Genomic DNA, 6,088 nt, shown 5'->3' with positions numbered 1-6,088 from the left:
CCTTTCGGCAGCAAATTGGCATGGTCTTGCAGGATACGCTCTTATTTAGCGGCACAATTCAGGAAAATATCGCCCTTGCCAACCCCGATGCGACTTCGGAAGATGTCATTGCCGCTGCTAAAGTGGCTGCCGCTCACGATTTTGTGATGGAATTGCCAGATGGCTATAATACAAAGGTTGGCGAACGCGGTGCGGCACTCTCTGGCGGCCAACGCCAACGGATTGCGATCGCCCGGACAGTATTACAAAAACCCCGAATGTTGATTCTCGATGAGGCGACTAGTGCATTGGACTACGATAGCGAACGTCAAGTTTGCTTGAATTTAGCCCAAGCCTTTCAACATCAAACCGTCTTTTTTGTCACCCATCGTTTAAATACGATCGCCCATGCCGATACGATCGTGATGATGGACAAAGGGCAGATCGTCGAAACCGGCACTCACGATCGCTTGATGGCCTTGAAAGGTCTTTATTATTGTCTCTATCAACAACAAGCAGCTCAAGTTTAAAAACAACCGATCTTTACTCGCGATCGAGCAAAGATTGCTAATTTATCATTAATACTTTTAAGATTATGAAACTATTAAACCAATCATCAGAGGACAAGCGGAATACAGCGAATAAACTAGCCAAACGGAAGATCGCACCGGATGGGCTGCGTCAGGCAGAACCCACTCAACTCGATACCTACCAAGTCGGAGAAATCGAGCAATCTGTCGTCTTCCAACAGTCGCGGGCGTGGTCGCGCGGCATCGTCTGGACGATTTTAGCCATTACGACTGGTCTAATCACTTGGGCGTGTTTGGCACCCATAGAAGAAGCGATTACCATTACCGGCAAGCTGGAACCGACCGAGAAAGTCAAAGATGTGCAGGTACCAGTTGGTGGCGTCGTCAAAACAGTTTTTGTCAAAGAGGGAGACAAAGTCACCGCCGGACAGAAATTATTGAGATTGGAATCGACCGTGCCGCAGACGACCCTGGCGTCTCTCCAAAAAAATCTCGACTCGATGACGGCGGAGACGCGTTTTTATCATAGTTTGCTCGATCGCGGTGTCGATACCGTCAACCCCCAAGATCTGGCCAAACTCAACGTCCGTCCCGAAATCCTCGCTCTCACCAAAAACCGCAGTGCGATCCTCGCCGAAACTCAACTCTATCGTTCCGAACTCAATGGTACGGACGTAGCCAATCTCAACCCCGAACAACGCCAACGCCTGCAATCCAGCCGCGCCGAGACGGCTTCGCGCACGAGTTCGGCACAACTCGAAGTCGGTCAAGTTGACAATCAAATGCGCGAAAATCTGGGTAAACGTAAGGGCTTGAGCGAACTGCTGGTGGATAACAAAGCAGTAATTGCCAATATCAATGCCAAAACTGCCGCCAAAAGATCCCAAATTGCCGCCCAAATGGCGGAAAATCGGACGCAGTATCAATCCGCTCAAAGCTTAGCCGCCAGCAATAGCGAAATTCTCAGTAGCCTCAAACCAGCGGGAGAAGCTGGGGCACTATCGCGGAATCAGGTACTCAAACAGGAGCAAGAAGTGACCTCGCGCCAGAGCGAAGTAGCTCAACTCGACGATCGCTATCGCAAGCTCCAACAAGACGAGCAAGAGCTAATTGCTAATTCGCGGCTGGAAATTCAGAATCAACAACAACAAATCAAAAAGAATCAGCAAGAAATCGCCCAACTCAGTCGCGAATACAACCGCCTGACGATGGCGACCAATCAAAGTCGTGAAAAACTCAAAAATAGCGTAGCGACATCGCAGAAAGACATCCTGACCAGAATTGCGGCCAACGATAAACAGGTTGCCGAAATTGACGGCCAATTGAATAAAACGATCGTCGAGATCGATCGTAAAGTTGCCGATCTGACTAGTCAAATCAGTCAAGCCAAAATGAACCTCAAATATCAAGAAATCGTCGCCCCAGCTAGCGGCACAGTTTTTGAACTCAAAGCTGGTACGCCAGGATTTGTCGCCACTACTAGCGAACCGATCTTAAAAATCGTACCGAATAATAACCTGAATGCCAAAGTATTTATTAGCAATAAAGATATCGGTTTTGTTAAAGCCGGCATGCCAGTAGATGTCCGGATCGATTCGTTCCCATTTAGTGAATTTGGCGATGTCAAAGGTACCGTACTGGCGATCGGTTCCGACGCTCTAGCCGCCGACCAAGCTCATCCCTATGAAAGATTTCCAGCGATCGTCCAGCTCGCCAAACAGCAGATTTCGATTAAGGGTAAACCCGTGACGCTTCAGTCGGGGATGTCTCTGAGTGCTAATGTCAAATTGCGCAATCGCACGGTGATGAGTATCTTTACCGATGCAATCGTCAAGCAAAATGATGCGATGAAAACAGTCCGGTAATCGATCGTTGATAATTGATAGTTGATAGATCGTAGGGTGTGTTATCGCGATAGCGTAACGCACCGAATAATAAATCTCATGAGTCATTTAGGATCGCTGTAGTCGATCGTCGATAGCGTGTTTTAAGAGTGAGATCTAGATCCCACTCTTAAAATTATCTATTTAAATAGTACGGATCGATCCAGCTTCGATATTTGTTCGATGAGTTATTAAATTTATCGATAGGAAGACCGACAACAATTTATTCTCTAAGACTGTGAGTAAAGCTAGTAAAACAACCGATCGAGATCGATATTTAGGGCGAGATTTAAGCAGCTACGATCGCCGCTTGAATAGAATCGAAGAGACGCATTTGAATAGTAAAGAAGTTCGACTACTATTTGAAAATATGGCTGACAAAATTGATATGTTAGCCGAACAAATCGATCGGCAATTTGATTGGTTGGAAGCCCGTTGCGATCGATTGGAATCGCGATGCGATCGCTTAGAATCGCACTTTCAATCATTAAATCGCCAACTCGATCTGGCGATCTCTAAACCGTCAGAGCGAGTTGAAAGATCGAATGATTAACTCCGCAACGTCACCCGAAATTTATCGACCAAAACATCGCGAATCTGCTGTTGTAGTGGCTCGATCTCGGCTTCTGTCAAAGTGCGATCGAGTGCCCGATAAATCGATCGAATTGCCAGACTCCGCTGTCCGTCGGGGACATTCGCACCGCGATATTCATCGAAGACGGTGACTTCTTCGAGTAATTCACCCCCAGCCTTGGTAATCGCTTTTTGAATCTCCGCCAGCGAGAGATCTACTGGTGCGAAGAAGGCGATATCGCGATCGGATGCCGGATAGGTAGAATAGTTTTTAAAAATCGGCACCAATCGCTCTTCAGCCGCGAGGTAATTGAGGATCGGATCGAGGTTGAGCTGGAAGACATACACCGCAGCAGGGAGATCTTTTTCCTGACGCAGTTGGGGGTGCAATTGCCCGAAGTAACCTAGTTTCTGACCCTGCAACCAGAGTGACGCCGTGCGTCCTGGATGTAGTTTGGGATCGGAGCGATCTGATTGATATTCTACGGGGATTTTGAGGCTAGCGCAGACGCTATCGAGCATGCCCTTAGCTTCATACCAGGTAAGGGGTTGGGGTTTACCACCAGTCGTCCAGCGGCTCACCGCCGGATCGCCACCGATGATGCCAGCAAGCACATCGGTTTCGATCAATCCCGTTTCGTCGCGTCCGAAGATTTTACTAATTTCAAAAGCTTGAAGCGCGCCGTTACCTTGGGCGAGATTGGTTTGGAAACTTTGAATCAATCCTGATATTAATTCCGATCGCAAGGTGGCATATTCAGTAAACATCGGATTGACGATTTCTACTTGGGAGCCATTATTGAGTTTTTCGGTGGCGTAGGAATATTGGACGACTTCATTTAAACCAACAGCCCGAAATGCCGCCCGAATTTGCCGCAATAATTCCTCATCGAGCGAGAGGAATCCCGCTGCTGATTCTGAAGGCAGCGTATCCATGAATCGATCGTAACCATACAGTCTGGCAACTTCTTCAATCAAGTCGATTTCCCGTTCCAAGTCGCGATAACGGTATGGTGGTACCACCACATCCCAGACGGTTTCTTCTTTATCGTCCAATTTGGCTGTTAATTGACAACCCAACGCACTCAGCGTCCGTTCGACATCTTCAGTGCTGATTTCCCCAGGTTCGCCATCATCATCGATCGGCCCTAAGATCTGATTTAGCCTGACTAACCGGAGTGGGATCGTCCGAGGGTGCTGGCTAAAATCGGGGCGACGATCGCTAATATCTTGACTGACGATCTTACCACCAGCTAGTTGCACCAGTAACTCGATCGCGCGGTGAGTTGCGGTTTCCAGCTCGGCTAAATTGACCCCGCGTTCGTACCGCGTTGAGGCTTCCGATCGCATCCCACCCTGACTGCGTGCCGATTTTCGCACCGCGACAGGATCGAAGATTGCCGCTTCGAGGACGATATTTTGAGTGCCTTCAGCTACTTCGGTAGTTTCACCACCCATGACACCGGCAAGGGCGACAGGGGTATTGCTAGCAATAATCAGGAGGTTTTGCGCGTGAAGCTGCCGTTCCTGGCCGTCTAGCGTCTTTAGGGTTTCACCTTGCTTCTCGGCGTACCGGACGCCCATTTGGATATTGGCACTGCCGCTGACAGCTTGCAATTTATCGGCATCGAAAGCGTGGAGCGGTTGTCCCCACTCCAGCAAGATGTAATTAGTCACATCTACAACATTATTAATCGGGCGAATGCCAGCAGCTTGGAGGCGACGTTGGAGCCATTCGGGAGCTGGACTAACGTGGACGCCTTCAATTAGCGTCGCCGAATACACGGGACAAGCTTGCCCCTCACTGACGTTTACAGTTAGTTGGGGTTGCTTGGCAATAGCTGACATGTCTGCCGTCGGTAGCTTCAACTTCCCACCCGTCAGTGCGGCGACTTCTCTGGCAATCCCCACCATACTCAAAGCATCGGCACGATTGGCAGTAGAAGACAGATCGAGGATGACATCATCCAATCCCAGCAAGGGGCGCACGTCGGTGCCAATTGCGGGCGTGTTGGGATCGTCAGCCTCACCGAAGATATGGATTCCCTCGGAGTCTTTAGTAAGTCCCAATTCGGACAGCGAACAGATCATCCCCTCGGATTTTTCTCCCCGCAGCTTTGCCGGTTTGATTTTCAAGTCAACTTTGGGCAAATAAGTCCCGACAGTAGCTACCGCCACATGAATTCCCGCCCGGACATTTGCCGCCCCACAGACGATTTGCAGGGCTTCCTCACCGCCGACATCGACGGTACAGACGCTTAATTTATCGGCATTGGGATGTTGAATCCGCGTCAGTACGCGTCCGACAACCACACCATTCGCCCAAGTACTGCGATCCTCGATCGATTCAACCTCAAATCCAGCCAGCGTCAGGGTTTGCGCCAACGTTTCCGGATCTAGTTGGCAGTCTACTAGTTCTTTTAACCAATTTAGAGCGATATACATTTAATTTAATCGAGCGATAATAAGCGTCGTTGGCGCAGCCTTGAGACAAGAACCTTGCTTTCGATCGCTTATCTATTGTCATACAGATCGGGTTTGGTGTCAGGGGGAGGATGGGGAGACTGAGAGATTGGGACGATCGCCAATGGATCGCGGAAATAGGGATAAAATGAGAATGAATAAATGACACTCGAGATCGCCGGATCGATATTATAGCCGTTTGAGTTGGTGTTAGGGTGGCCCCGATCGAGTAGCCAACTTAGTTAAGTCTATCGGTAGCAAAACAGGGTGACGAAACATATCCTATCGGTTAAATGGTCTATTCTTAAGTTCGATCGAGTCATCTTTAGTTACCTCAAACATCAACACGATCGAATCATCTTTAGTCACTCTCTATATCACTATGATTGAGTCATCTTTAGTTACGCCTGGTAATGTCTTAGGCAATCGGTATGAAATCGTGCGCGAACTCGGACGCGGGGGTTTTGGGCGGAGTTATTTGGCGATCGATCGCAATAAATTTGGCGAAAAATGCGTGCTCAAAGAGTTTGCACCACAAGTACGCGGACAAGTGGAATTAGCCAAAGCAAAAGAACTATTCGAGCGAGAAGCGGGTATTCTCTACAAACTTCAGCATCCGCAAATCCCGGCTTTTAGGGAACTATTACGGGTGAATGAAGG

General features: G+C 48.8%; 4 protein-coding genes and 1 pseudogene. 4 read left to right on the top strand and 1 reads right to left on the bottom strand.

What is annotated here, in order from left to right; genetic code table 11:
- The 3 genes from RMO84_RS20305 to RMO84_RS20295 all read left to right on the top strand — a co-directional run.
- A partial coding sequence (locus RMO84_RS20305; RefSeq protein WP_310490250.1) for an ATP-binding cassette domain-containing protein occupies nucleotides 1-509 on the top strand: 509 nt, incomplete at its 5' end.
- Between the two features lie 65 nt (nucleotides 510-574).
- The gene (locus tag RMO84_RS20300; protein WP_310490249.1) at nucleotides 575-2,374 is read left to right on the top strand and encodes an HlyD family efflux transporter periplasmic adaptor subunit; all 1,800 of its coding nucleotides are present in this window, start codon (nucleotides 575-577) and stop codon (nucleotides 2,372-2,374) included.
- A 256-nt stretch (nucleotides 2,375-2,630) separates the two neighbouring features.
- Entirely contained in the window at nucleotides 2,631-2,945 is a 315-nt protein-coding gene (locus RMO84_RS20295) for a hypothetical protein (RefSeq protein ID WP_310490248.1), read from the top strand.
- Here the strand turns inward: RMO84_RS20295 and pheT are convergent.
- Nucleotides 2,942-5,410, bottom strand: a complete 2,469-nt coding sequence (pheT, locus tag RMO84_RS20290) for a phenylalanine--tRNA ligase subunit beta (RefSeq protein WP_310490247.1) — start codon at nucleotides 5,408-5,410, stop codon at nucleotides 2,942-2,944. The genes RMO84_RS20295 and pheT overlap by 4 nt on opposite strands.
- Nucleotides 5,411-5,810: 400 nt before the next feature.
- Here pheT and RMO84_RS20285 point away from each other — a divergent pair.
- Nucleotides 5,811-6,088 (top strand): annotated as a pseudogene (locus tag RMO84_RS20285) (serine/threonine protein kinase); the annotation flags it as partial.

The sequence above is a fragment of the Chamaesiphon sp. VAR_69_metabat_338 genome (genome assembly GCF_031423935.1).
Classification (GTDB): Bacteria; Cyanobacteriota; Cyanobacteriia; order Cyanobacteriales; family Chamaesiphonaceae; genus Chamaesiphon.
Note: the sequence above shows the minus strand (reverse complement) of the source record. Positions and strands in the feature narration are given on the sequence as shown.

What these genes read in the sequence shown, in the direction of transcription:
- pheT (WP_310490247.1), bottom strand. Translation starts at nt 5,410, where the DNA reads ATGTATATCGCTCTAAATTGGTTAAAAGAACTAGTAGACTGCCAACTA.
- RMO84_RS20300 (WP_310490249.1), top strand. Translation starts at nt 575, where the DNA reads ATGAAACTATTAAACCAATCATCAGAGGACAAGCGGAATACAGCGAAT.